This is a genomic window from Serratia sp. JSRIV002 (assembly GCF_019968725.1).
Taxonomy (GTDB): domain Bacteria; phylum Pseudomonadota; class Gammaproteobacteria; order Enterobacterales; family Enterobacteriaceae; genus Chania; species Chania fonticola_B.
Genome location: NZ_CP074143.1, coordinates 3,247,545 through 3,269,206 on the forward strand (window position 1 = coordinate 3,247,545; position 21,662 = coordinate 3,269,206).

Annotated in this window: 21 protein-coding genes; 7 read left to right on the forward strand and 14 right to left on the reverse strand. The window is 53.0% G+C overall.

Translation table 11 applies throughout. The features are described 5' to 3' along the window. Positions 1–121: 121 nt before the first annotated feature. Together KGP26_RS15230 and KGP26_RS15235 are read left to right on the forward strand one after the other, a co-directional pair. Positions 122–562 carry a YkgJ family cysteine cluster protein gene (locus tag KGP26_RS15230; RefSeq protein WP_024529249.1) on the forward strand — a complete coding sequence of 147 codons (441 nt, stop codon included), beginning with the start codon at positions 122–124 and terminating at the stop codon, positions 560–562. Between the two features lie 41 nt (positions 563–603). Then, on the forward strand, positions 604–1,398 hold the full coding sequence (locus tag KGP26_RS15235) for a YciC family protein (RefSeq protein WP_039996069.1): 795 nt from the start codon (positions 604–606) through the stop codon (positions 1,396–1,398). Positions 1,399–1,447: 49 nt separating this feature from the next. Here KGP26_RS15235 and KGP26_RS15240 read toward each other — a convergent pair whose 3' ends face one another. After that, positions 1,448–3,151 (reverse strand): SulP family inorganic anion transporter, encoded by a 1,704-nt coding sequence (locus KGP26_RS15240; protein WP_059200958.1) that lies wholly within the window; start codon positions 3,149–3,151, stop codon positions 1,448–1,450. Positions 3,152–3,373: 222 nt separating this feature from the next. Between KGP26_RS15240 and KGP26_RS15245 the strand changes: the two genes are divergently transcribed. Both KGP26_RS15245 and yciA read left to right on the forward strand, forming a co-directional pair. Next, the gene (locus tag KGP26_RS15245) at positions 3,374–3,913 is read left to right on the forward strand and encodes a septation protein A (RefSeq protein WP_021181242.1); all 540 of its coding nucleotides are present in this window, start codon (positions 3,374–3,376) and stop codon (positions 3,911–3,913) included. Beyond that, on the forward strand, positions 3,913–4,335 hold the full coding sequence (yciA, locus tag KGP26_RS15250; RefSeq protein WP_021181241.1) for an acyl-CoA thioester hydrolase YciA: 423 nt from the start codon (positions 3,913–3,915) through the stop codon (positions 4,333–4,335). Before KGP26_RS15245 ends, yciA begins: the two co-directional genes overlap by 1 nt. 48 nt (positions 4,336–4,383) lie before the next feature. Here yciA and tonB read toward each other — a convergent pair whose 3' ends face one another. Further along, positions 4,384–5,130: a TonB system transport protein TonB gene (tonB, locus tag KGP26_RS15255; RefSeq protein WP_223499882.1), complete on the reverse strand. Its 747-nt coding sequence runs from the start codon at positions 5,128–5,130 to the stop codon at positions 4,384–4,386. Positions 5,131–5,448: 318 nt separating this feature from the next. On the opposite strand from tonB, the gene KGP26_RS15260 reads away from it, so the two are divergent. Then, complete coding sequence (locus tag KGP26_RS15260) at positions 5,449–5,745, forward strand: YciI family protein (protein WP_021806591.1); 297 nt, start codon at positions 5,449–5,451, stop codon at positions 5,743–5,745. A 104-nt stretch (positions 5,746–5,849) separates the two neighbouring features. On the opposite strand, the gene KGP26_RS15265 is transcribed toward KGP26_RS15260, so the two are convergent. Next, complete coding sequence (locus KGP26_RS15265; protein WP_223664201.1) at positions 5,850–7,997, reverse strand: phage head-binding domain-containing protein; 2,148 nt, start codon at positions 7,995–7,997, stop codon at positions 5,850–5,852. A 145-nt stretch (positions 7,998–8,142) separates the two neighbouring features. Between KGP26_RS15265 and KGP26_RS15270 the strand changes: the two genes are divergently transcribed. Together KGP26_RS15270 and KGP26_RS15275 are read left to right on the forward strand one after the other, a co-directional pair. Further along, positions 8,143–8,394, forward strand: a complete 252-nt coding sequence (locus KGP26_RS15270; RefSeq protein WP_065685420.1) for an Arc family DNA-binding protein — start codon at positions 8,143–8,145, stop codon at positions 8,392–8,394. 17 nt (positions 8,395–8,411) lie between these two features. After that, complete coding sequence (locus KGP26_RS15275; protein WP_223664202.1) at positions 8,412–8,747, forward strand: Rap1a/Tai family immunity protein; 336 nt, start codon at positions 8,412–8,414, stop codon at positions 8,745–8,747. 199 nt (positions 8,748–8,946) lie between these two features. On the opposite strand, the gene KGP26_RS15280 is transcribed toward KGP26_RS15275, so the two are convergent. From KGP26_RS15280 to KGP26_RS15330, 11 genes are read right to left on the reverse strand one after another with little or no spacing between them, the layout of a single operon-like run. Next, complete coding sequence (locus KGP26_RS15280; RefSeq protein WP_223664203.1) at positions 8,947–11,748, reverse strand: lytic transglycosylase domain-containing protein; 2,802 nt, start codon at positions 11,746–11,748, stop codon at positions 8,947–8,949. Continuing rightward, the gene (locus tag KGP26_RS15285) at positions 11,748–12,992 is read right to left on the reverse strand and encodes a phage DNA ejection protein (protein WP_223664204.1); all 1,245 of its coding nucleotides are present in this window, start codon (positions 12,990–12,992) and stop codon (positions 11,748–11,750) included. The genes KGP26_RS15280 and KGP26_RS15285 overlap by 1 nt, the downstream gene beginning before the upstream one ends. Before the next feature lie 8 nt (positions 12,993–13,000). After that, positions 13,001–13,597, reverse strand: a complete 597-nt coding sequence (locus KGP26_RS15290; RefSeq protein ID WP_223664205.1) for a DNA transfer protein — start codon at positions 13,595–13,597, stop codon at positions 13,001–13,003. Further along, positions 13,598–13,963, reverse strand: coding sequence for a hypothetical protein (locus tag KGP26_RS15295; protein ID WP_223664206.1), 366 nt, complete (start codon positions 13,961–13,963; stop codon positions 13,598–13,600). Next, a complete protein-coding gene (locus tag KGP26_RS15300) occupies positions 13,964–15,019 on the reverse strand; it encodes a tail needle knob protein (RefSeq protein WP_223664208.1) in 1,056 nt (351 codons plus the stop codon). After that, on the reverse strand, positions 15,019–16,446 hold the full coding sequence (locus KGP26_RS15305; RefSeq protein ID WP_223664211.1) for a packaged DNA stabilization protein: 1,428 nt from the start codon (positions 16,444–16,446) through the stop codon (positions 15,019–15,021). Before KGP26_RS15305 ends, KGP26_RS15300 begins: the two co-directional genes overlap by 1 nt. Further along, positions 16,418–16,927, reverse strand: coding sequence for a packaged DNA stabilization gp4 family protein (locus KGP26_RS15310; protein ID WP_223664213.1), 510 nt, complete (start codon positions 16,925–16,927; stop codon positions 16,418–16,420). The genes KGP26_RS15305 and KGP26_RS15310 overlap by 29 nt, the downstream gene beginning before the upstream one ends. 19 nt (positions 16,928–16,946) lie before the next feature. Beyond that, positions 16,947–17,270: a hypothetical protein gene (locus tag KGP26_RS15315; RefSeq protein WP_223664215.1), complete on the reverse strand. Its 324-nt coding sequence runs from the start codon at positions 17,268–17,270 to the stop codon at positions 16,947–16,949. A 45-nt stretch (positions 17,271–17,315) separates the two neighbouring features. Then, on the reverse strand, positions 17,316–18,605 hold the full coding sequence (locus KGP26_RS15320) for a P22 phage major capsid protein family protein (protein ID WP_223664217.1): 1,290 nt from the start codon (positions 18,603–18,605) through the stop codon (positions 17,316–17,318). After that, complete coding sequence (locus KGP26_RS15325; RefSeq protein WP_223664219.1) at positions 18,605–19,513, reverse strand: scaffolding protein; 909 nt, start codon at positions 19,511–19,513, stop codon at positions 18,605–18,607. Before KGP26_RS15325 ends, KGP26_RS15320 begins: the two co-directional genes overlap by 1 nt. 14 nt (positions 19,514–19,527) lie before the next feature. Beyond that, positions 19,528–21,660 carry a portal protein gene (locus KGP26_RS15330; RefSeq protein ID WP_223665659.1) on the reverse strand — a complete coding sequence of 711 codons (2,133 nt, stop codon included), beginning with the start codon at positions 21,658–21,660 and terminating at the stop codon, positions 19,528–19,530. Positions 21,661–21,662 lie beyond the last annotated feature (2 nt).

Sequence of the window (21,662 nt, forward strand, 5' to 3'; positions counted from 1 at the left end):
CAAATATGATGCATGTTTGAATTTCTGTTACCGAAAAAAGTTGCTAAAAAAAATGCCACTGCGTAATTTCATTATTCCTGTTGGTTTTGGTTGGGCCGGTAAGGAGTCGGTGGCAATCAAGATGAGCGAAATTCAAAATCCCTGCACCAGCTGCGGCGCCTGCTGCGGTTATTTTCGAGTATCATTCTATTGGGCCGAAGCGGAAGATGGCGGCGGCGTGGTACCTATATCCTTAACTGAACCCTTGAGCCCCTTTCTGCGCTGTATGCAAGGGACCAACAGCAAGTCACCACGCTGCACCTCGCTGGTAGGTGAGATTGGTCAGGCGGTGTCCTGTTCGATCTACCCCAATCGCCCCAGCCCCTGCCGCGAATTCGATCAATCCGGGGAAAACGGCCTACGCAATGAAGCCTGCGATCGGGCCCGTGAGCGCTACGGCCTGCCGCCCTTGCCGGTTCCCCTGCCATTATCATTGTCAGAGACCATAATCGCCCAAGAAATCAGCACAGTGCCATTCGCGGGGTGCCACAGCGGCGCGGAACAGGGTACAATCGCCCACTGATTTAACTACGTTCCCGACGCCAAGGAGTCTGCATGCCAAGCATGCCAATTACGGCCAACACGTTGTACCGTGACAGTTTTAACTTTTTCCGTAATCAGGTTGCCAGCATTGTGCTGTTGGCACTGCTGACCGCATTCATTTCTGTGCTGCTTAATCAGGCATTTAGCCCCGATATTGAGCAGTTGAAGATCCTGACCGCGACGGAAAGTGATCTGGCCTCCAACGCCGGTGCCGGCATGGGGATCCAGGAAATCATTCAGCAAATGACGCCTGAACAGCAGATGGTGCTGTTGAAAGTGTCCGCCGCCGCGACGATTTCCGCTTTAGTGGGTAACGTGCTGCTGGTGGGGGGCATGTTGACGCTGATCCGCCTGGTTTCTGAAGGCCAGCGTACCAGTGCGCTACGGGCTATCGGGATATCTGCCCCGCTATTGCCGCGTTTACTGCTGCTGCTGTTTGTCTGCACCTTGCTGACCCAGCTTGGCCTGACGCTGTTTGTCGTGCCCGGTGTGATCATGGCGATCTCGTTCTCGTTGGCCCCGGTGATTTCCGTAGCCGATGGGAAAGGCATGTTTGCCTCACTGAAACTGAGCTGCAAGCTGGCCTTTGCTAACGCGCGAGTGATCGTACCGGCGATGATGCTGTGGTTGGCGGCCAAACTACTGGTGCTGTTTATGGTCAGCCACTTGTCGGTGTTGACGCCACACGTTGCCAGCATCGTTCTGACTGCATTAAGCAACCTGGTTTCTGCCTTACTGCTGATTTATCTGTTCCGGCTGTATATGCTGCTGCGGGACACAGCGCCCACTTCTGGCGTGTCCTTAGATAAAAGATAAACAGGGTCGGTTGACGTTTAAGGGCACGCTTTTAGCGTGCCCTTTTTATTTACTGTGCCGTGCCCGGTTCGGCCTGTTCCTTACTTTGTATCAGCTTGAGTGCCAGATAAAGGTCGGGCACCAGGATCAAATCCTTATCACGCCCCACCTGATTGATACGGAACCAGCGCGTTAACTCGGTGCGCCGTCCGGCCAACACCAGCTTAACGTTACGCTGTAACAAGTCACGCTTTAACTCGTCAATGGCCGCCAGCACGCTGATATCCGCATGGGTAAAACTGGCCACCGCATCCACTACCACCCAACGTGGTTGGAACGGCGTACTGTCGACCAGATTGAGGATGCGCCGTTTGAAGTAAGCCACGTTAAAATAGGTCAGCGGGGAGTTAAAGCGGTACATCATCACGCCCTGCACCGCCTTCACCCCGTTGTTGTTGCCCATTGAGTGGATCATGCCTTCCTCATTGACCCCCAGCAGTTGCTCCGTGGGGCGGAACACGGTGCGCAGAAACTGCATCAGGCCAAGCAATACCGCTAAGCCAATGCCGCTGATCACCCCCACCAGCAGCACGCTGACGAAGGTGAAGGCTGCCAGCCTGAACGCCTGGGCATTGCGCTTGCGCAGGATCCAGATGCCGCGAATGTCGATCAACGACCAGGCAGCGTACATCAGCACCACGCCTAATCCGGCTACCGGAATAAATTGCAGCGGAGAAGTCAGGAACAGCAGCACAATGCCGATGACGATGGCGGCAATAATTGATACCAGTTGGCTCTTGCCGCCGTTGGCATCGTTTACCGCCGTACGCGAATCGGCCCCGCTGATGGCAAACCCTTGCGACAGCGCAGAAACAATGTTGACCAGCCCCAGCGCACGGAACTCCGCATCGGCATTGACCTCGTAGCCATTTTTCGCCGCAAAGCTGCGCGCCGTTAGCATCATGCTGACAAAGCTGACCACCGCCAGGTTGAGCGCCGGTATCACCATGTCACGCAGTAAGCCCGGCTGAAAATCCGGCCACTGGACGATAGGCAGCATGCCGCTGAAGCCCCCTACGGTAATAATACCGTGCTGCTGCAAATTAGCCGCCCAGGTGATGAAGGCGACCAGCACGATGGCAAACAACGGCGCAGGCCAGTTAGGCCGCAATTTTTTAACCCCCACCAGCATTGTCAGCGTAAGCAATGAAATGCCCATCGTCGGCCAATCGCTATGCAGAATGTTACCGGGCAAGGCATAAATACGTTCAATCAGCTGCGCCGGTGGCGTACCGAACCCCAGCACTTTGCCGATCTGATCGACAATGATGGTCACCGCTACGCCATTCAGCAATCCGCTGAGGATCGGGCGCGAAAGCAGGTCTGCCAAGGCCCCGAGCCGGAAGCGGCTAGCCAGCAGACACCAAGCCCCCGTCATGGCGGTCATCATGATGGTGAGCTGCCAGTGCAGCTCCATACTTCCTGCGGCCAGCGGAGTCACCACGGCGGCGATCACCGCACAGGTGGCCGCATCCGGCCCAACAATCAGCTGCCGCGACGAGCCAAAAATGGCATAGGCGATCATCGGTAAAATACAGGAGTAAAGCCCGACCACCGGGCTGACACCGGCCAATTCGGCATAGGCGATCGCCACCGGTAAAGCTACCGCTGCGACCGATAACCCCGCACGAATATCCGGCTTCAACCAACTGCGTTCATATCCTAACAAATGCGTCAAACCGGGCGTCCACGCCCGCAGAGACTTCCACTGCATAGCTATTTTCCAGGGTAAATTATGCGGCTATTATTATGCTTAATATGCGTGGTACACCCAGCGCTTGCAAATAACCGAGGGTAACAATCGTAAGTTTATGCAAATTCTGGCGTTTACAGCAGCAATCTACCGGACGAACACCGATAATCTGCCCTTTAGTGCGATACACAGAGCGCGCCAAATCCGGTATAGTCGCCCGATGAACCTATGATGGATTGATTTATGAAGCAGTTTCTTGATTTTTTACCCCTGATTGTCTTTTTTGCCTTTTATAAGCTTTACGATATCTACGTCGCCTCGGGTGCCTTGATCGTCGCCACCGCCCTGGCATTGGTCTTTACCTGGCTGAAATATCGCAAGGTTGAGAAGATGACGCTGATCACCTTTGCCATGGTCGCCGTATTCGGCACCTTGACTCTGGTGTTTCACAACGACCTGTTTATCAAATGGAAGGTCACGGTCATCTACACCCTGTTCGCCCTGGCGCTGCTGATCAGCCAGCTGATCCTGAAAAAGCCGCTGATCCAACGCATGCTGGGTAAAGAGCTGACCCTGCCGGACAGCGTCTGGAACCACCTTAACATTGCCTGGGCCCTGTTCTTCCTGGCCTGCGGCTTGGCCAATATCTATGTGGCATTCTGGATGCCGCAGGACGTTTGGGTTAACTTCAAGGTATTCGGCCTGACCGTGCTGACGCTGGTCTTCACCCTGTTGAGCGGTATCTATATTTACCGTCATATGCCAGAAGAGCAGAAGAAATAATGACCGAACAACGACCTTTGCCTAGCGGTGAGCTGGTGCTGCGCACGCTGGCCATGCCGGCAGATACCAATGCCAACGGCGATATCTTTGGCGGCTGGCTGATGTCGCAAATGGACATCGGCGGCGCGATCCTGGCCAAAGAGATTGCCGAAGGGCGCGTGGTTACCGTGCGGGTAGACGGCATGACCTTTCTCAAGCCGGTCGCTGTGGGTGACGTGGTGTGCTGCTATGCTAACTGTATCCGCAGTGGCCGCAGCTCCATTACCATCAATGTGGAAGTTTGGGTCAAGAAGGTGTCTTCTGCCCCGATCGGCCAGCGCTACCGTGCCACGGAAGCGGTCTTTACCTATGTAGCGGTAGATGATGGCGGCAGCCCTCGTGCCCTGCCAGACGGTAAGATGAACTTCCGCGTTGGTGAGTAAGCCTACGTCAGATAGCAAAAAGGTCGCAAATGCGACCTTTTTTATTGCTTACTCAACCGTCGAACCTTCCATTTTGAAGACGATGGTCTTCGTCAGGTTCTGCGCGGCTTTGGCTTCATAACGCCATTTACGCATTGCCTGCTTCACTTCACGTTCGAACATATTACGTGGTTCCGCAGACAGAATACGCACGTTTGTGACCCGCCCGTCGCTATCGACATCGAACTGAACCTTGACATTGCCTTCAATCTGCAATGCCCGGGCGCGCGGTGGATACATCGGCTTGCCGATACTCAGAGCTTTCGGCCCCAACTCACGGGAAGTTCCCGGCGCAGGTGCTGATGGTGCCTGTTTAGCCGGTGCCTTGTCGATCGGCTTGGCTTCGGATTGATTGTCGAACGGCGAAGGTTCACGCGGTTCGGTCTTCTTCACTTCACGCTTGACCGGCTTCTCTACCTTCGGCTTAGGTTTTGGCTTCGGCTTGGGTTTCTCCGGCTCCGGTTTAGGGATGGCTACCGGTACCGGCGGTGGCGGCTCTGGCTCCGGGATTGGTTCTGGCTCAGACTCAGGTTCTACCTGTGGCTCCGGTTCCGCCGCAGCCGGCGGTGGCGGTTCTGCCAGCGCGGTCATATTCACCATCATTACGCTGATAGGGGCATCTTCCTGCTTCGGCAGCTCCAACACTTCGTTGACGGAAGCGTAGAGCAAGGCGGCCACCAGGGCACTGTGCAAACCAACGGAGAGGACAATTGGCACGGAAATTCGGCGAATAAGGAACATTTTGTTTAGCGGCATAATGATTCTGTTTCCTCTGGTGCGCCAAGTTTAAATGCAAATAGCAATCATATTCAATAACGAAAGACAAACTATCGCTTTAATCGGCATCATTAGGCGCTAAAACCAGCAAACTCATAGGGATATTAACGTTTAATTAGCCTTTTATTGAGCTTTCATACGGATTGTTAACCAATGTGTTCCCTCACTCGTCAATCGCAGCACACGCAGCTATCCTCAACACGGTAATGAATTTTTATCTGGATTGGCATTCCCTTGTCACAGGTTTTGCGCTACTTTGTGATTACCGTTGTATGGCAATGATTTTAAAGGTGAAATATGCTTTATCTGATCTACGCACAAGACGTACCTGGCACGCTGGAACAGCGAATGGCGGTTCGCCCCGCCCATCTGGCTCGCCTGCAGGCACTGCGTGATGAAGGCCGGTTGGTGGTCGCTGGCCCTAACCCGGCTATCGATAGCAACGATCCAGGCCAGGCTGGATTTACCGGTTCTACTGTGATCGCCGAGTTCCCTTCGCTGGAGGCGGCAAAATCCTGGGCAGCACAAGACCCGTACGTGGACGCTGGAGTATACGGCGAAGTCACGGTGAAACCCTTCAAGCAGGTATTTTAAAATTAGATTATATCGTTATTTATCAATGCATTGATTTTATATTTAATCGATTACTTAAAATAAAACGCGCTTTTATGTACACATTATAAAAGCGCGTTCCTGACTCAAGGGAGCTGACTAAATATCTGGAATCCAGTTGACGTATAAACCCTACCAACTACTTTCGAAACTGATACGTTAGTATCGAAAACTATATCACCGTCACCCCAGATATCAGTACCAACGATCGGCGTGCCAGGGTAAGGGGTTACACCGTCGATGTTCGATTTAACGATATCTTTAGTCCCCAGCATGCGATTTTTAGCATTTGCAGGGTCGTGCAGAACGTTCGTTAGATCGCTATCAATGATGTAGTTTGTCCCTTTATATATCGCAGGAGTCTGTGAGGGGTTAACCCGTATCCCATAGTTAAGGCGCTCAAGGAAACCTTCAAACCCAGATGTACGCACGGATACTTTCGTACGGCGGATCGGGGTGCTCTCTCCAGGGTTGGCGATATATTGCAGATGCCCCATGTCTCCAGCCCCCATCTGGGTCGGGTTAATACCAATAAAATCAACAGTGATACCATCAGCCCAGCCGATGCTAACCCCATCATGGTAGCGATCAGCATTGATTACATAGCGTGACGAGTACATATTGCGTAGCCCCAACACCGGGGTGTAACCGAGCCACGCGGCGTGTTTACAGCGCCTGGTTGTTACATTGGCATCAACACCTGTTGCACCAACAACATGCAACCCAACATAGTCGCCAGTGTATAGCGCGGTAGTTTTCGCGAAGCCTCTCACGAATACATCATTCGCGCCGTTAATGAGGACCACATCAGCGCGATTCCTTCCGATATCTGTAAGCTCTACATCAACGTTATCGAAGTGAACGTTTTTAACGCAGAACTCGCCAAAATCTCCAGTGGCCTGCTTCCCGGCTATCGTCAGACCCTGGCTACCCGCGCAAAGCGCACGATAGGATTTTACGGTGATGTTGTAGCACTTCTGGAAGTAGTAATTCGGCTCAATGTCTAAGCCACCTGGTTGGTAGACACCGCCAACCATCCCGCCGTGGCGCAATGAAACCATGGTCGTAATGTTCAGACCGTTTACCGAGATGACGGAGATTGCGTTCCGGCCGTCGAACGTTTCGTTAATCGACTCGATAAAATCAATGTTCACATTCTCAGGGATCGCCGATTCAACGTTGCCGTTGGACTGAGTGATGTAAAGCCCATCGCCGCGAGTGTTTTTGAACCGCAATTTCGGCATGCTGATATTTTTACCGCCGAACATCCCTATCGAGTGGATCTGTTCGTTATCACGCTTTGTTGCTGAGTTACCGTCAACTTTGAGCGACAATTCAGCGTTTGAAAGCCCATTCAGATAAATGCAGTAGTCAGCACCCGTAACGATGTTCTCCGGCTTGTTTTGCTGGGTTCCACCGTTACCGTAGAATTTAAGCCACCCGGCACCGTCAATGATTATCCCATTATGCCGAGAATCGATAACGACGCCGTGCGCTGAAAACACAAACCCTGCATCGATAACAAGCTTAATTTTATTCAGTGCTGCGGAATTTATAGCACGCTGAATGATGGCTGTTTCATCAGTGTCATTGCCCCGTGCGCCAAATTGTGTGACAAGGATAGAGTTCTCTACTGAGCGCTTCCAGCCGGTAGACGCATTAACTCGAATAAACATGCCGCCGTCATCCGCTGTGACACTATCTTGCACAGCCTCGAAAAAGCCACCCCCCAGTCCTGACCCCACAACATACTCAATCACTTCGATTTTCTGCTTTGCATCCACCGGGACTATAGTGCGTAAAGTGGCAATATCAGGGCATCGTCCGACAAACTTAAGCCCGTCAGGAGCACCAAAGTTACCGTAAATCTCTTCGCGTAAACGCCAGTAAGCCTGGTCTGGGTCATACTTCAGGATGTTGGGAAAATAGAACTGCTGAACATTATAGGCGTCGTACACAGCCATAGCGTGGTTTTCGACAGTCAAAAACTTGGCAATCTGTCCACCGTAAACCGGATACCCGCCGGTGTTGATGTTAATAGGCTGCGCAATTGGCACCAGCTCTTCATTCTCTCCGTCTAGGTAAACCTGAATTTGGTTTTCCGGGATTGTTGGATCGGTATCGGTTTTACCGATATAAATTTTCCCGTTGGCAGCAGCTTTAAACGACCGCGCGAGGGTGAACAGTTGTGACGGCATCGAAACAACAACGTTAGCGACGATAGGATCGGCCATTTAGTTTTCTCCAGGCGTGCAGAAACCCCACAAGGCGTGGCTTGCGGTGGTGTGTATTAAGGTTTTTTCAGACCACAGTGGTCTTATTGTTTATAAAAACAGTAGATCATATGATGCCGATCCACCCATTGGTGAGGTATCAACCGTGACTAGAGAAGACCCGCAATTCAATTTGCGCCTACCCAAAGAGCTGAAAGATAAGGTTAAGCAGCGTGCGGCACTGAATGGCCGCTCTCTCAATGCCGAACTGGTGCAGATCGTGCGTGATGCCCTTGCGCAGCCGTCGCCAGTATCAGGCTACCGGAGCGATGCAGAACAGATAGCCGATCAGCAGGCTGAAACCGTCAAGAAGATGGTTTTCGAAACGCTCGTGCAGATGTATGCTGATAAAAAATAATCAGTAAGGACTCTGGGATGAAATTCGTTATTGGTACTTTGCTGTTAGCAGCATTTTCTGTAAGCGCAGATATGCGTGAACTTCAAACAGGAAACGATCTTCTTTATAATATTCAGCAAGGCAAAAAGGGGGATGACTTCTCCGCCACTTACATTAGGGGTTATTCGCGAGGCGTTACTGATTCCTTGATGCTTATCGGGTCACTATGCCCGCCAGATGGGGTTGACATGGTTCAATACACTGACATAGTTGAAAAATACATCATAAACAACCCAGAATCCAGGAGCGAAGCATCTGTTCTTTTAACATTCTTGGCGGTCGGCAAGGCTTTCCCGTGTAAAAAGAAAAGCTAAAAAATAGGGGGTTGAGATGAGTTACTTTCTTTTAATGCTGCTTGCTACAACAGCGATAGTAATCGCTATTTATGGCGTGTGCAGAATTGTAGTTAAGAGTGAAAAATCTATTAGATGGCTAAGGGGTATCGTGGCGTTCATATGGGTAATGGCAATGTGGCCAGTTGTTAAACAAGTTTTAGCCCTCCCTGGCTGATTACTATTTTTCTTCTGGCGTACCGCCGAGCCAATTCAGCAAGCCCACTTTCGCTATAGCTTGTTTTGTTGGGTCGTCGAGTGTTGCAGCCCAGCGTTGGTACTCTCTGCTATGAGTTAAAGCCTTCTGAACCCCCTCTCGTGCAGCTGCCAATCTGATGGAGTCTCCGGACGCCATTAGTCGAGCTGCATTCCTGAACTTGCTGGAGGCAATCAGCTGGTCCGCAGCTACCGTTCGAGCCGTTTTCTTCCCGGCTAGCGTTGAAGCGATAACGGATGCCGCCCCAGCCCCTGGTAATCCTACTGATGAGCTGACGCCTTCCGCTGCTGCCACTTTTTTCCCAACGTTATACACCTTGGAAATCATGCCACCGTCCTTGTCGAACTGGTCGAGAAGCGACTGAATTCTACCGGTCGATATCTCGCTGGACTTGGCCACACGAATGCCATTAGCGACTGCATAAATGTCGTCCAGGCGCTTGGCGGCATCAGCGGGTAGATGTTTTGTCACCGCTGTAAGCGCTCCGCTTCTTTTAGCCCCTGAGTACCAGTCTACAAATCCAGGAATGTTGAGTTGCTGCTCTTTTCTTGAACCCAACGTAAAGGCATCATTCAGCGCAGACGCTACAACCTCCTGCCGCATGTGTGGTGGAGTTGCTGCAATCAGCGTGTTGAACTGCTTAACATTACCTTTTCGTAGCCCCTGAATGGCTGGTGAGAGTCGAGATGTGAACGTGCCGCCTAGATCCTTACCCAAGGCAGTGACCATGTGGTCTTCAAGCTGTTTGCGCTGTGATACCAGTCCTTTCGCTACATCCCATTTGTCGCCCATCCCATGTGCTGCCGCAACAACCTTCTGATCATCAGTTATCGCGCCATACAGCTGTTTCAGTTCGGCTGATGTCTGGTCTTTGAATGGCCCCTCGTTTTTACTGATTGCAGCGCCGATCTGTTTACGGGTGTTATCGAGCAGGGCATAGGTTGGAGTGCTGCCTTTTTTACCAAGCTTGGAGAAAATCATCTTCTCAGCCGGTGAGAGGTTCTCAACGCCACCCAGATCTTTGGCCTTACTCTTCAACATTGATATGGTGTTTGTGGCAACAGATGGCGCCCTAGCCGGTATTTTGCTGCTAATTTCCCCGTAGATGGCATCGGATTTCTTGGTTAGATCGTCAATGGCTTTTATGGACTCTGTTTTAAACTTATCTGAGAGCCCAACTTTGTTTGACGTTCCGCCCGCAACTTCAATGAGGTCATCAGCTTTTTGAGCTAAGCTGTTTATCGCAACATGCTCCTGCGCCGCGAGTTGGCTTGCCGGCACTGACTTTAGCCCCTGCTCTATGGCCCGGTATGTTGGGTTTTTAGAGAAGTGGGAAGGAAGCAACTGCTCTTCCATCCCTAGGCGCTTAGCTGCATCAATGGTGCTTTGACTTGGCCTTACCTCTTCGGCGGCTCGATACGCCTGTGGAGTTACACTTGCAGATTCGCCGCCCGCGCCTTGCACAATAACATTACGGGACAACAGCGAAGCGTCGGAAGACTCTGCTATGGTTCTGGCTGTAGCGCCCATGTCGGAAGATTGTGCCCCCTGAGTCACTACGTTTCGCAAGTTTCCCCCTGCGGCCTCTACCCCACGATTCCCGATGGCTTTCGCCGCCGCGCCAATTCCTTTCGCCGCCAGGTTAACACCACCACCGGCTACGACACCGATACCTAGATCCTGGGCAACACCGCCGATGGTTCCATCTTCACCGCTGTTTGCCGCCAGTGCGCCAGTCGCGTTCTCTGCAAGCAACCGCGAGGCCCCTTGCGTAACTCTGCCTGCCAGCGTCGGAGCCGCAGCACCAAAGCGAGATGCTGATACAGGAGTCAAGTAAGGCAGCGCTTCGGCGAAAATCTTACCTTCGGTTGACTGCGGCGTTAAAGAATTTGGTTGCAAACCAAAATCAGAAGCAAGACCCTGCGTAGTAATTCTTGGGGATGGCGTAAATGCACCATCACCCAAGCCTAACTGCTTTTCAGCCCACGCGCCTGCGCTGGTAAGAGCGTCGGAAATCTCAGCTGGAATGTTTGCGACATTCACACCCGCCTGGAGCATTGCCTTTCCTGTTTCCGCGAGCCCCGAGCCTATTTTCTGTGTTTCGGTTTGATCTTGCGGAGCCGGTGTTTCAACTGCTGGAGCGTTCGCAGCAAGAAACTGCTGTCGCTTTTGTTCCCATGAATTTGCAGTTGGTTGTCCATTGGAGGCATTACTAAATTGCTGTCGCTTAGCAGTCCATGATGAAGTATCCCCGATAGCATTAATAGTAGAATCAACACCTGATAAATCTGGCGGTTTTAGCTCATTGTTAGTTGGGCGCTTAACGGCTTGAGCATACTGCACTGCTTCGCTATTCCCAGGGATAACCCCAGCATCGGAAAACTTTTGCACATAATTAGCAGTCTCGATCGGTATATTAGTCCTCCCATCACGAACAGCCCCCATCCTGCCATTACCTGCGTTATAGCCAGCCAACGCCATACCTATATCACCATCAAACTTTTTAAATCCTTTATTTAGATGATTGGCAGCAATCGACAACTGTTTTTCAAATGACAATGATGCGGGATCTACCCCCTTCATCCCTGCGTCAACCATAGCCGAGGGCATAAGCTGAGCGTAACCGCGTGCGCCCTTAGTTGATGTTGCATCCTGTTTACCGCTAGACTCTATACCGACAAGGGCCGCCATGGTGCCCTGTGGAAAACCATATTTAGTATCCAATGAGGTAGCATAATCTGTCTGACTATCAGTTAACTTCGCCATCACTTAGCACCATTTAATTGAGACTTATAGTATTCCTCCGGCAGATATCCATGCGCTCGGATATACTCCTCAACCAAGGATGGGTCCGAAAGAAGCATTTGTGTATCTGTAGACTCGTCTTGCGATCGCGTTACGGGGATGCCTAGGCTGCTAATCTGTCGCTTTTGCATTTGAACGATAGTATTTTGCGCCTTGTCCAATTCCTTTAAAAATGCAGCATTACTGGTCGCTTTCTTCATGTTATTGCTTGATTGCATTAATGCTGAGCGCTCGCCTTCTGTAGGGTTCCCTCCGAACGTACCGCGCAAGGCTGGTAGAACAACCTTTAAATTATATTCGTCGGTTTTTGACGCCAGCGTCCGAGTGTCATCAGCCCAGTTTGGTGCCCATCCGATAGTCCCGCCCTGAGCACGGCTAACAGCTGTCGGATGCTGATTAACCAAAGCACCAAGTTCGGTCCCCACTGTTGCAGCTCTACCAAAGTCGGCCACGCTACCCGCTACTGAGTTAATTTTCTCGTTTCTTGCCTGCCCAAGCGCGTCTAGTTTTTGTTGAAGATTAGCCCTGGCTGTATCGTTCTGGGCCTTCCCCAGCGTAGCCTTAAGCTTAAGTTCTTCCGCTGCCAGATCGTTCCCTGTTTGAGCCTTGTATCGATCAATAGCAATTCGCTCATCACCCTGCCTTACGCTTTGTTGGGCTGAGAATGCTGAGGTGTTTGCATTCTGCTGAGAAATACCACGTGCTGCCGCCTTATCCTTAACATCAAACTGTTTTTCTGCTGGCATCGTAGATAATCTGACAGCCTGCACTAGACCATCAAACCCTTGCGGGTCGTCGATAGCCATTTGCATGGCTTCCTGTGGAGTGGAGCCGATACTTTGCAGGGTTTCAGGGTGCTTGCTAAGTGCCTGGGCCAATGCCTGAGGGGTGCCAATCTGACGAGCAATAGCTAAATCATTAGCCATTCCATTAACAGCCTGTTGGTGCTGTGAGTCTCTTAACCCAAGGCCGTTCTTGATCGTCTCCATCTGCCCTGGATATTTAGCGACAAGCGCGTCAAGCTGCTTCGGATCACCGGATGAGTAAGCCGTCTGCCAGTCCTTCTGGAACTGCTGCAACGCTGCTTGCTGCTGTTGGGCTTGTTCGGCTGCTGCTCTTTGTTGCTGTACCTGCTGATACGCCCCTGCGGTTTGCAGCCCCTGTAAGAAGCCATTACCGCCGCTATAATCGATAGGGTCTACCATTTTTCACCTCAGAATAAGCCAGCTAAGAAGCCAATGCCCTGCGTGAGCATGTTCCCGTTAGCGAGAGCATTCCCGGCTTTGGCCGCCCCAATTTGTGACTGGTTTTGCGTAAAGTTATTGACGTACTGCCCCGCTGCAGCGTTCGAAGCGCCTCCCGCGGTCAAACCGACGTTTGTGAGCCCCAACAGTTGGTTAAACATGTTCTGCTGTTCGTCGGTCTTCATGCTTAGGTAGTTCTGCCCGAGCTGTGGGGCGATAAACGCCAAGCCGTTAGACGTAGCTGTGCTACCTAACCCGCCAGTAGCCTCGGCGCTGGCCAGTTGCTGATACCGTGCCTGGTTAGCCATTTGGGCGTATTCAGGGCTTTTGTAATACTCGCCCAGCAATGCATTGCGGTCGATCGGTTGCCCTGCTAATCCGGTTAGGCCTTGAAGCGCGCCCTTTCCCGCAGAAAGGAAATCCGCCATGGTCCCTTTCTGGTCTTGATAAATGCGCCAGGCATTATCATTGGCCGAGTTGGCAGCATTGGTTTGTGCTTCAGCAGCCTGGTTAGCGCCGGTGATGCTGCCGACAATGCTGCCGATACCTTTTGCGATCCCGCCCATTTAGCACCTCTTAATCATCAGAATGACGTCACCCGAAGTGCCGTCGGTAAATTCCACTCGCTCTGTGCGCTCATGCTCAAACCCGAACTTGCGCGCCAGGTTGCAAACATGCCGACACTCAGCCAGGATCGGAGCGTGAACCTCACGAGGGCCGATCAGCGCCAGTACATCCGCAACAGCCTCCCGGCAACGGTGGCGCTCGCCCTTCTTCATCGCCATATGCATATCGACGTGGTCGCCAAAATCCAGCAGGACAAACACACCGACGCCGTTCCAGAGCAGATAATCGGCCTCAATTTCTGGCCACGACGGAACGCCCCACAGCCGCATAAGGCGTGAGCCTGTTATTTTGTCTATGGGGGTCATTTACTGCTCCGCGATCATCTTGATTGTGGTTGCCGTGAAGGCCGAGCCGTTGGACTGGATGGTCATCGTGCTGCCGTTTGTTGCGAGGAAGCCGCCCTGGTCAACACTGAAGAATGTCGCCATTAACACATTGTCATTCGTCGTAGCAGCATTTCGGCTGACAACGAGAGTGTCAGGAACCGCACCGGAGAATGTCAGCTGCATTGACCGGTTTGTCGTCCCGCCGGTCCAGGTACCTATAATCGACAGCTTAAAGTTGACCGTTTTGTTTTCGTTAAAAACGACCATCTTGTTGGCTACGGTATCGAAGAACGGCGCGAAGGTGCCCGAGGCGGGTGTTAAAGCCTTCAGCAACGTGACCAGGTTAGTCGCCGTGGTTGGGATGTTGAGCGTTAACCCGGTGAACGTAAGCTCTGACTTCTTGCGCGTGGTTTTGTATTCCAGCGCGGTTAAACGCGTGCCATGGGCTGTCACCTGCGTTTGCAGCGCAGTTACGTTGGTTTGCAGGGTGACAATGTTCCCCTCTGCCGTGGTAACACGCGTTGTCAGTGTGGCGACGTTGGTCTGCAGCCCTGTGATGTTGCTTTCAGCTGTGACCATCCGCACCGTCAGACCGGAAATGTTGGTCGTGTTCTGCGTGATCCGCGTTTCGTGGTCTGCTAACTCGGCTTCGTGCTCGGCCAGTTCCGCTTCGGCGGCCGTGATCCGCGTTTCGTGATCTACCAGCTCCGCTTCCGCCGCAGTGATGCGTTCCTCGTGGTTGACGAGGGTGGCTTCCGCGGCAGTGATACGCTGCTCATGGTTGATCAGCGTCGCCTCTGCGGCTTCGATGCGAGTTTCGTGGTCAGCCAGCACCAGGTCCTGTTCGTCGTTCTTGACCTGAGCATCCCAGGCACCTTGACCGGCCTCGTTGGCTTTGCCCGCCACTTTGCCTAAGTCGGTGCCCTGGTTCACAACATAATCACGGTACACAGGGGTGAACGTTTGAGGAACCAAGGTCGCGTCGATACGCGTCGCCTGTATTTCGACAGGCACGTTGAGGTTGTCATCCGCCATTATTCAACCCTCACCGAGCAGTCGCTCAATGTGACTGGCGACCGGGTGATCACCCGCACTTTAAAACCGATGTTCTTGCGCACACGTCCGACTCGCCGCCAAAGAACGCGCTTGTCATAAACAAATGGCTCGTTGGAGTCGATCATCTGCTCACGGCCATAGTTAGAGCCATCGGCAGTGGCAGAGATAAACAGCCTTTCAGCGAACTGGCTGACGCCGGTGGTGGCCTCGAGCGTGAAATCGAAGATCCGGGAGTTGTCAGCCTTGAACATCGGGGTGTAGAGAAGGTGTTCGGCTTGCCGATCGTATTGCGCTGAAGAGTCGAATTTCAGCACACCGGTTACGGGCTCGGTTTTGTCGCCAACGCTGATCTGGTTACCTTCGAACATGAAGTCGATAGCGCGGTGGACATCATCCGCCAAACCAGTTTTCAAAATGCACCACTGAGGCCCGTTCTGCGATGCCGAAGCGTCATAGCACATCACGTGCCTCGGTAAATGCACGATCAGCAGTTCATGCGAATCAAACCGGACTGTTTCAAGCACACCAGCGGCCAGTTCATCCGCGGTATAACTGCGCAAAACCTTTTCCACCGTTGCCGTGGCGATAGGTTCTGTCCGCCCGCCGTTTATCACATAGATGGACGGAGCCCCTGTAGCCTGGTGGCTGATGAATGCAAAAGAGTCCATAAACACGGTTTTGCAGTAGGTGCCCGCAATACCCTTTTGCACCATGTACGATGGCTGTGCGACATAAAGAGCCGCCTTTGCATCAGAGGTACCGGTTAGGGCAAAATACTCAATCGTGGCGCTACCGAACATGACAACGAAATCGCGCCACACCCCGCAGCCAATGATGCCGTCAGGTTGAGATTCTGCACGGTAGAACGGACGGAATTGATCAGGGTGCGATTCATCATCAAGATCCGTTACACCAAAAAGCTGCGAACCGTCCTTCACCCACACATAACGCCCGCGGGCCCTGCAAATGTCTCTGACGCTACCGATGTCATATTGGGTGTAAGTGACATCCCCGATCTGCTCTGGCCAGTTCTGTAGTGTCTTGTTTGTGCCATCGTAGCGATACAGCGTCATGACGCCGTTAGCGGCCACCGCCTGGCTGGTATCACTGTGGGCCATGCTCACGCGAGAAGTGCCCGCCACGTCTCCACGTTCGCCACTGGCGTTATACAACTTGCCGCCCAGTGCTCGGTAGACCGCATTCTGCACGGTGTTGTACTGCGCACCGCGGGAAATGCCCGCAACATCTGAACGCTTTGCAACTCCGGGGAAAGACCGCAAATACCCGGCAGCATTCAGCACCTCTTTAGGTACTGCGAGCATGTTGACGGGCAGCAGATCCACATAATCCGTATTGCGGTAATCTTTCCCGATACCCTTAATCAGGGGAAGTTGAGTCGTCGGCATCTTCCTCTACTCCTCTGCGATGAAAGTAATTCATGTTATTAAGGGTCGGAATACGGTTACCGGAGCCGACAGGCATGCGGTTTGGATAACCCACTCCCTGCTTAGCCTTCTTGGCCTTGGCGGCCGCTGAAACCTTGACGAGCAACTCTTTGCCGTAACGTGCGGTGTTGACCACTTTGATGGGGGGCTCAACCTCGTAATCTGGCGCAATACGCACTGCCAGATTGTGGGTCACCGCGCTGAGTGAACTGGTTTTCATCCCATGGAGGTCACCAGGATCAACTGGGGTGTCGTCTGGCGTAAAAACGTACCCGGCGTCGATACCATTACCATTCTGGAACCACTCGGCCATCATCATTTCGAGATCATTCACCCCGTCTTCAACAGACTGGGGTTCGACGTCTGTCAGCGTGGCGTTTGAAGCGATGCCAATTTTCCGCAAAGCGGCAAGTACCAGATCGCCTTTGGTCGTGATGTTCATTGGTCACCGCCTACCCGGGTTATACGAAGTCTTCAGCGCTTGCCTGGGCAGTCTTCTTACCGCCGCGAGGTTTGGTCGCTTTAGGCTCTGGTTCTGGCTCTGGCTCTGGCTCTGGCTCTGGTTCTGGTTCTGGCTCTGGCTCTGGCTCTGGCTCTGGCTCTGGCTCTGGCTCTGGCTCTGGCTCTGGCTCTGGCTCTGCAAGCTTTTCAAACAACTGCGAAGGATGATCAAGCCAACCGTCCGCCAGGTGCTCGTCCAGCTCTTCAGGCTCTACGACCTTAGTTTCAACCTTCAAGCCCCACACCAGCGTTTCGCCACCGTGTCTGTAAATCATCTGTCCCATGAATCACCTCAATAGAAAAAGGGACCGAAGCCCCTTTTCAGTTGGTTAAGCGGTCTGATTAGACAGACCGACGCCGATCGCTTCTGGACGCACCGCACACGCTGCATACCACAGCGCAACACGGCACTTGCCCGTCAGGGTTGAGATATCGCCCTGCGTTGCGAAAATACCGTTGATACCCACACCCGGGATGTTGAACGACTGGGTTTTCATGCCTGCGAACAGCTCGTGCGTAACTGGCAGCGGTTGTGATACCAGGCGGATAGAATCATCTGCCCAGAACACGTTGGCTGTCGCCGTTTTGACGTTCAGGATGTTGACCGCCATCAGGTTAGCCAAAGAGGTGTTAACGTTGGCGTACGCTCGTTCTTCAGCCAGCAGCGTGGTGTCATCCAGTGCAACAGGCTTAGGTGAGATCGTCACGTTCGCACCGTTGACCGCAACGACGGTAAAGGTGGCGTCTTGCGTCAGCACGTTCTTGGCCATTTGAGACAAGAATTTAATGCCAGCGAAAGAAATCTTATCGCCACGTTTCAGCCCTGTGCCCGCACTCAACTTTACCACTGCGATGCGGTTATCGATGTTTTCCGGGTTGCCGTCGGCATCGGTGGTGCCAGCTTCTGGCTTGAACTTCTGCGCACCAGCTACGGTCAGCCCTGTGGCAGTAGATGCCGCCAGCGTTGGCAGTTTCGGGGAACGCATGATGTCATCAAAACCTGCAACCTGACGCTGAATGGTACCGTTCTTGTAAGCCTCTTCAGGGATCCGGCCGAACATATCGCGGTTAATAAGGTCATGACCAGCGCGCTTATAGTCGTTCGGGTTGAAGAAGTAGGACAGGCCTGCACTACGGTTGAGTTCGCGGGAGAACATCAACGCTTCAGCATCCGCCACAAAATCCCAACCACTACCGGCAGTGGTACCGATCGGCTGAGGGTTGGTGACAACCAACGAGCCCATATCGACAGCCTGCTGCGCGATCGCTGATTCCACGTTGTTGGCAAGCTTCAGGGCAGAAGCTTTGATACGGTTGCGGTAGGCGCGCTCATCACGCAGATCATCCGCACGCAGTTGGAAAAAGTCGTTATCAGGAACGCCCATGTTGCACTTCACGGCCAGTTCCAACACGCCAGTTTCTTTGCCAGTCAGATCCCAACCGGATTGCGTCGGGGCTTCCTGCTCTACGGGCATCCAAACGGTGTTACCAGAACGCTGCATCGATGCACCTGGCGGGGTGTACTTATTCACCTTCTGCGCCATCGGCGTCATGTTCTCAACGGTTTCGATGATTTCATCGATGGCGAAGGTGACCAGTTGGCCTTCTTTAAGAGTCATTATCGAGATTCCTTAAGCTTTTGTTTTAACTTGCGGTAAGTGTCCACATCGCCTTTTAGCGATGCCGCTTCCATCTGCTTTTGAAGCGCGCTGAGGTTTGCGGCGGCTGCGTGGCCCTGGAGGGGCTCATCTGCTGCCGGGGCGTTGGAAAGCTGCTTACCACGCGGTTTGAGAGTTAAACTGTCTGCCAATCGAGTGAGTTCGATCAGTGCAGACTGACTGTCGAGGGCCAAAATTCGGCGGGCTTTCTCTGGGTTCGCTCCCAGGTGATACATCACTGCCGCCGACTTCTCAGGGAATAGGCGCATGATCTGCATATCGACACCCGGAGGGACGACACTGCGGAACACTTCCTCTTTTTCCTGGTAATCAGGCAGGTTCAATTTATCCGCGGCGTCATAGTGCTTACGCGCAGCCTCAACAGCCTGTTGTGATTGTTGGGTGAACTCCTGAGTTTTAAGGCTCTGCGCCGCTACTGCATTGCTGCGGGCGTCCAGAGATTTCATCTGCCAATCAGACTGGGCAGCGTTGAAAGCAGCCAGGGCAACCGAACTATCAAACCCGTACTTGGCCAAGGCCTCGTCGGATAGGAAGTCGTTATACTCTGGCTGCTTTGGTAACTCGGGAGTAACCCGCAGGTTTTCAGGAACCTCGCCGCGCTGCACTGCGGCCATTTGCTGCTCCAGTTCGCGCTGGCGTTTACGCTCTACACGACGGGCAGCAAACTGTTTATTGGTTTCATGATCCTGCTTGGGTTTCTCATCGTCCTTCAGGACAATATCGAAGCCTTCATCCTGGCCTGAGCCGTCGTTGGCATTCTCGACAGGTAACTCGACAGCAGATGCCGCTGCTTGTGAGCCGGACAGGTCTAATTCTTCAGTTGCCTGAATTTCGGTGGTTTCGCTCATGGTGTTTAACTCTCTCACATGGTTCGAGGGATCTCGGCGGTATTGCCGGTGGGGATGTTTTGTTGTTGCTTGGAGGCAACCTCGCTCAGCAGTTTGATGGCATCCATCACGGCCTTGTCGTCTATGTTGCGAGCCTGAGCAAGCTTCCAGACGGTGTTGGCTTGGGATTCCATTGCATCCTGTTGTGCGGTAAATGCTTTAATCTGGTTTTGAACGGTGTCGTTCTGGGCTCTAGCCTGGATCTGAATGGTCTCGTTCTGCGCCTTCTGCACTTCGGCCTGTGCTGCAACCATCTGCGCCTGCGCGATAAGATTGTTCGGATCCTGCTGATTCTGTTGCTGCTGTTGGGCTTCCTGCAGCGCCTGTTCTTCCTCTGGCGTTTCAGGTTTCTTCAGGCCCATCAGCACCAGCTGTTTGTTGGCGTATTCGCGCATCATCTCGACGCCTTTGCCATCGAGCAGCGTGAAGTATTGAAGCAGGAGCATTTTCCACTCAGGGGCTTCTACGGGGATGTCCCCGAGCAACTCCTTAATCTCTGCCCTGTTCTGCGCCTTCATCGACTGGAAGGATGGCCCCACGTCGGTATAGGTTTCATACCGGCCGCGAATGTCGTTGAGAGTGACCACCTGGCCGTTTTGGTAGTCCACCACCTGGGATAGCAATTCGACTTCTTTCTCGCTGCCATCGGGCATGGTGAGCATCACCGTGCGCGGCACGTCGTAGATGTCGTTGACCATCGCGGCGTAGATCTCACCATCGCGGCGCATGGCCGTGGCAAGGTTGTCTTGAAACACATAGGTTTCCAGGTCAGCGCGCATGTTCAGCTGATTGACGGTGTCAAAAGCCACCTGGTTGCCGTTGACAGCATCAGCGCTTACGCCCAGGTTGGACACCTGATTAACTGCATCGGTGGCCGCCTGGAGCATAAGCACGTTAGCCTGTGCCATCTCGGGGTTTTCCATGTACGCAATAGGCTGCGCGGGCAGATCGCCGTTGTTCTCGTCGGTACGGTTCATCAGGTAGTAAGGGTAATCATCTACCCCGCTATACATGTGCTCGTACCCGGCGATCTGTTCTGGCCAGAAGAATGGCTTCTTCGTTGGCGATTTGGCGACAGTGTCGGCGCCGGCAGAAAGAATGAAGTTGCGAAGGCGCTGCGCATCTTTGCAAAGCCGCACCACGCCTTCGTAAACCTCTTTATCCCCCGCAAAGCCCCACTCGCCGTACACAGGCACGATTGGCAGGTGCTCGCCCGCGATTAGTTCACGGTCTTTCAGGATGGCTGAGGATGTGATAATCGACTTATAGACGCGGCGGCGCTTTACCTTGCGCTCTGCAACCTTCTGCATTCCACGTTCGGCCAGGTCGTCGATCACGTCTTTGATATCGCGCTTGAAGTAGCTCACCGGTTCGCCTGTCAGGGGATCCTGATAGATAAACACGGTCTCTTTCTTCTCTTCGACCTCGTAATATTCACCGATGTACACCACGTCTTTGGTCAGCCAAGGAAATATCCAATTGGCGTCAGGACTTTGGAAGTCGGGAATAACATCAGGGTCGAAGCCGTTATCCTCTGCAAACTTCTCCCACCCGCCAATGCTTAAGGCACTGATCAGGGTGACGTGCCACGCATCGCTCTTGTCCATCTGCTTGGCGTTGCTGTCCCATACCACATGGGAGTTGGATTCGTGGATCGGCACCCGGCGGATAATCTGGTTATTGCTGGTTGGGTCCTGGTCTTCGTGCTCGGTTACTAAGCGCCAATGGCCCACACCAGCCTCGATTTGTTCGCGCACGGCCACGTTGACGGCGATCTTGGCTGAGTTGTGCCGCATGTCGGTGCGGTACATCCCCATAAGGGTGTCTGCCGCATCCGGATCAGCGCCATCTTTAGGCCGGTAAAGCACGTCGATCGGGTTTTGGCGCATTTCTGCAACCAGCTTGCGCACTATCGGGCGGACAACATCAAACTGCCCGCGATACTGCAATGTTGTGTAATTTGATAGCCAGTCATCCCACTGCGACACTCGCGAAAAATACAGGTCGTTGGTCGCTTCGGTTCTGGCTTCGTCGCTAGACATCCAATCCCTGTCAAACGTGCACAGGATTGTTTGCAGCCTGTCCTGCTGCTTGTCGTTGTCAGCCATCA

Bases quoted from the DNA above. Each gene is read 5' to 3' on its own strand.
- KGP26_RS15260 (WP_021806591.1), top strand. From the start codon at position 5,449: ATGCTTTATCTGATCTACGCACAAGACGTACCTGGCACGCTGGAACAG.
- KGP26_RS15305 (WP_223664211.1), bottom strand. From the start codon at position 16,446: ATGCCGACGACTCAACTTCCCCTGATTAAGGGTATCGGGAAAGATTAC.
- KGP26_RS15290 (WP_223664205.1), bottom strand. From the start codon at position 13,597: ATGGGCGGGATCGCAAAAGGTATCGGCAGCATTGTCGGCAGCATCACC.
- KGP26_RS15300 (WP_223664208.1), bottom strand. From the start codon at position 15,019: ATGGCGGATGACAACCTCAACGTGCCTGTCGAAATACAGGCGACGCGT.
- KGP26_RS15275 (WP_223664202.1), top strand. From the start codon at position 8,412: ATGAAATTCGTTATTGGTACTTTGCTGTTAGCAGCATTTTCTGTAAGC.
- KGP26_RS15230 (WP_024529249.1), top strand. From the start codon at position 122: ATGAGCGAAATTCAAAATCCCTGCACCAGCTGCGGCGCCTGCTGCGGT.
- KGP26_RS15320 (WP_223664217.1), bottom strand. From the start codon at position 18,605: ATGACTCTTAAAGAAGGCCAACTGGTCACCTTCGCCATCGATGAAATC.
- KGP26_RS15285 (WP_223664204.1), bottom strand. From the start codon at position 12,992: ATGGTAGACCCTATCGATTATAGCGGCGGTAATGGCTTCTTACAGGGG.
- tonB (WP_223499882.1), bottom strand. From the start codon at position 5,130: ATGCCGCTAAACAAAATGTTCCTTATTCGCCGAATTTCCGTGCCAATT.
- KGP26_RS15265 (WP_223664201.1), bottom strand. From the start codon at position 7,997: ATGGCCGATCCTATCGTCGCTAACGTTGTTGTTTCGATGCCGTCACAA.
- KGP26_RS15240 (WP_059200958.1), bottom strand. From the start codon at position 3,151: ATGCAGTGGAAGTCTCTGCGGGCGTGGACGCCCGGTTTGACGCATTTG.
- KGP26_RS15310 (WP_223664213.1), bottom strand. From the start codon at position 16,927: ATGAACATCACGACCAAAGGCGATCTGGTACTTGCCGCTTTGCGGAAA.
- KGP26_RS15295 (WP_223664206.1), bottom strand. From the start codon at position 13,963: ATGACCCCCATAGACAAAATAACAGGCTCACGCCTTATGCGGCTGTGG.
- KGP26_RS15280 (WP_223664203.1), bottom strand. From the start codon at position 11,748: ATGGCGAAGTTAACTGATAGTCAGACAGATTATGCTACCTCATTGGAT.
- KGP26_RS15235 (WP_039996069.1), top strand. From the start codon at position 604: ATGCCAATTACGGCCAACACGTTGTACCGTGACAGTTTTAACTTTTTC.
- KGP26_RS15330 (WP_223665659.1), bottom strand. From the start codon at position 21,660: ATGGCTGACAACGACAAGCAGCAGGACAGGCTGCAAACAATCCTGTGC.
- KGP26_RS15245 (WP_021181242.1), top strand. From the start codon at position 3,374: ATGAAGCAGTTTCTTGATTTTTTACCCCTGATTGTCTTTTTTGCCTTT.
- KGP26_RS15325 (WP_223664219.1), bottom strand. From the start codon at position 19,513: ATGAGCGAAACCACCGAAATTCAGGCAACTGAAGAATTAGACCTGTCC.
- yciA (WP_021181241.1), top strand. From the start codon at position 3,913: ATGACCGAACAACGACCTTTGCCTAGCGGTGAGCTGGTGCTGCGCACG.
- KGP26_RS15315 (WP_223664215.1), bottom strand. From the start codon at position 17,270: ATGGGACAGATGATTTACAGACACGGTGGCGAAACGCTGGTGTGGGGC.